Origin of the sequence: Streptomyces zhaozhouensis (assembly GCF_900230195.1) — a bacterium.
Taxonomy (GTDB): Bacteria; Actinomycetota; Actinomycetes; order Streptomycetales; family Streptomycetaceae; genus Streptomyces; species Streptomyces zhaozhouensis.
Genome location: NZ_OCNE01000051.1, coordinates 1 through 3,091, shown reverse-complemented (window position 1 = coordinate 3,091; position 3,091 = coordinate 1). Strand labels below are relative to the sequence as shown.

The following is a 3,091-nucleotide window of genomic DNA, read 5'->3' as shown; positions in this document are numbered from 1 at the left end:
GTGGTGGTAAGGGTGGTTTGGGTGTAGGTGTGTTCGTAGGTTTTCCAGTCGGGTGTGTCGCGTGGGTGGGGGGTGAGGTGGTCGGCGGTGGTGGCTAGGGGGGTGGAGGCGAGTCGCAGGATCTCGTGGGCGGGGAAGCCGGCGCCCCGCAACGCGAACTGACCCCACAACCGCCAGCGCGGACCCAGCGGCCCCACCCGGTCAGCCACGGTCTTCCCCGGCGCCCGGCAGGGTCTCCTCGGCCACCACGGCGGCCAGCTCCGCCGGCGTCGGCGCGCTGAAGACCAGCGCCACCGGCACCTCGACGCCCAGCGCCTCGCCGAGCCCGGCGGTGATCCGCAGCGCGCTCAACGAGTCGCCGCCCTCCTCGAAGAAGTCGCTCTCGGCGGTGAGTCCGTCGTTCCCCAGCGCCTCGCGGAAGAGGTCGACAACCAGCTCGGGCAGGGTGGTCGGGGTCTCGGCAGTGGTCATGTCCGTTCCTTCACTTGGGTGGGCCGCGGCCCGTTTACCTGTTCTGCGGCGCCCGCGCGTCCGGCGGGCGTGGTCGAAGGACGCCCCGGCGCGTTGCCGCCCGAGACGACGGCCACCGCGCCGGCGGGGGCGCCGGCTGCCAGGGCGCCGGCCAGCGCGACCGCGCCGCTCGGCTCGGCGCCGACGCCCCGGTCGCGCAGCAGCCGCAGCGCCTCGACGACCTCCTCGTCGGAGACGCCGACGAGTTCGTCGACCCGCCGCCCGACGAGCGGCAGCGGCACCCGGCCGGGCCGCTGGGCGCGCAGCCCGTCCGCGACGGTGTGGGACGGCGGCAGCTCCACCGGCCGTCCGGCCGCCAGCGAGTGGAAGTAGCGGCGGGTGTCGCGGGGTTCGACGCCCACGATCCGCACCCGCCGACGGGTGGCGAGGGCGGCCAGGCAGGCGCCGGCGAGCAGCCCCCCGCCGCCGGTGGGCACGAAGAGGGTGTGCACCCCCGGTGCGTCCTCGAACACCTCGAGCGCCACCGTCCCCTGGCCGGCCACCACCAGCGCGTGGTCGGAGGAGGGCAGCAGGAACGCGCGGGTGCGTTCGGCCAACGCGCGCGCGTGGCGGTCGCGTTCGGCCACGCCGCCGGCGACCCTGACCACGGTGGCGCCCCGCGCCCTGACCGCGCGCTCCTTGGCCTCCGCCGCGCCGGCCGCCATCACCACCGTCACGCCCGCGCCCAGCGCGCCGCCGAGCGCGGCGACCGCCAGCCCGTGGTTGCCGGACGAGCCGGTGACCACCCGCCCTGGGCGTCGGACGAGCAGCGCGTTGGCCGCGCCACGGGTCTTGAACGACCCGCCGTGCTGGAGGTGTTCCGCCTTCAGCAGCAGCCCGGGGAAGCCGTCCAGCGGCAGCAGCGGGGTGCGGCGCACCCGGCCGGACAGCCGCTCCGCCGCCGCCCACACCTCCGAGGGCGCGGGCCCGTTCACCGTCCGCCCCCGGCCGCCAGCGCCGCCCGGTCCACCTTGCCGCCGCGGGTCGTCGGCAGCGCGTCGACCCGCACGAACCGCCGGGGCATCATGTGCGCCGGGAGCGTGCGCCCCAGGTGGGCGCGGAGCGCCGCGTCGGTGACCTCGACGAGCCGCGCGCCCACGACATGGGCCAGCAGGAAGACCCGGCCGCGCGCGTCGTGGGCGGCGGTCACCGCGGCGCCCGCCACGGTCGGGTGGGTGAGCAACGCGGCCTCGATCTCGGCCGGTTCGACCCGGTGCCCGCGGATCTTGATCTGCCGGTCGGTGCGGCCCAGGTACTCCAGCACGCCGTCCGGGCCGCGCCGCCCCAGGTCGCCCGTGCGGTAGAGCCGGGCGCCCCGCCCGGTCGCGAACGGGTCGGGGACGAAGCGCTCCGCCGTCAGCGCCGGCAGCCCCCGGTAGCCGCGCGCCACGCCGACCCCGCCGATGTACACCTCGCCGACCGCGCCCTCGGGCACCTCGGCGCCCTCGCCGTCCAGCAGCAGCACCCGCGCGCCGGCGACGGGGGTGCCCACCAGGTCCGCCGTGGTGTCCGGCGCGTGCGGCACCTCGAACCGGGTGGTGGTCATCGTGCACTCGGTGGGACCGTACTGGTTGACCAGTCGCCCACTGGTCAACGACCGCCCGCCGGAGCCCAGGTGGGGGCGGAGCGACTCACCACTGCTGACCACCAGCCGCAGGGAGGCCAGCCCCTCGGCGGCGCCCGGGTGCCCGGCCAGGAAGGTGAGGAACGAGGGGGTGACGCTCAGCAGCGCGTCCACCCCGAAGGCGCGCACGGCCTCCACGAACGGCTCGGCCCGCAGCAGCGTCGCGCGCGGCAGGACCACCAGCCGTCCGCCGGCGACCAGCGGGGTCAGTGTGTCCCGGATCGACGCGTCGTAGCCCAGCGGCGCCAGTTGGAGCGTGACGCTGTCGGGGCCGAGCCGGAAGGCGTCGGCCGAGTCCCGGAGGTAGGAGGTCAGTGACCGGTGCTCGACCAGCACCGCGTGCGGCGTGCCGGTGGAGCCGGAGGTGTGGCTGACATAGGCCAGGGCGTCCGGCCGCGGCGGCGCCGGCCGGGGGGCGTCCGCCGGCCCGTCCGGCTCCGCGCCGTCCAGCAGCAGCGGGCTGCCGGGCAGCGGCGGGACGAGCCGCCCGGCCAGCGCCGAGGTGGTCAGCACGTGTGTCGCGCCCGCGCTGGCGGCCAGCGCCGCCAGCCGGGGCGGCGGCGCGTCCACGTCCAGGGTGAGGAACGCGCCGCCGGCCCCGGTCACCGCGACCATGGCCACCACGGCGTCGGCTCCGTGCGGCAGCGCGACCGCGCAGACCGTCTCGGGACCGACGCCGCGCGCCCGCAGCCGCCGGGCCAACCGCCCCGCGCGCGCCAGCAGTTCGCCGTAGTCGAGCGTGCCGCCCGGGGTGACCACCGCCGGCGCCCGCGGGCGTTCGAGGGCATGGCGCCGGATCGCCTCGTCGTAGGAACGCATCAGCTGTCCCCGTTTCCGCGCGCGGTGTCGCTCTCCACCTGGGTCTGGTCGACGGTGACGAAGCGGAGTTCGGCGGTGTAGTGGTGGTGTTGGTCGTCGGTGAGCCAGGTGTGTTCGGGGGTGGGGAGCATTTCGGTG

The 3,091-nt window shown here is 76.9% G+C and carries 4 protein-coding genes; all 4 read right to left on the bottom strand.

Annotation, left to right across the window (positions count from 1 at the left end; translation table 11 throughout):
• Window positions 1-209, bottom strand: a 209-nt coding sequence (locus tag CRP51_RS29260) for a hypothetical protein (RefSeq protein WP_141514710.1), incomplete at its 3' end; no start/stop codon positions are given.
• Window positions 202-471 carry a phosphopantetheine-binding protein gene (locus CRP51_RS27895; RefSeq protein WP_097234129.1) on the bottom strand — a complete coding sequence of 90 codons (270 nt, stop codon included), beginning with the start codon at window positions 469-471 and terminating at the stop codon, window positions 202-204. The genes CRP51_RS29260 and CRP51_RS27895, both read right to left, overlap by 8 nt.
• Entirely contained in the window at window positions 468-1,445 is a 978-nt protein-coding gene (locus tag CRP51_RS27890) for a threonine ammonia-lyase (RefSeq protein WP_097234128.1), read from the bottom strand. The genes CRP51_RS27895 and CRP51_RS27890 overlap by 4 nt, the downstream gene beginning before the upstream one ends.
• A complete protein-coding gene (locus CRP51_RS27885; protein ID WP_097234127.1) occupies window positions 1,442-2,953 on the bottom strand; it encodes an amino acid adenylation domain-containing protein in 1,512 nt (503 codons plus the stop codon). Before CRP51_RS27885 ends, CRP51_RS27890 begins: the two co-directional genes overlap by 4 nt.
• Window positions 2,954-3,091 lie beyond the last annotated feature (138 nt).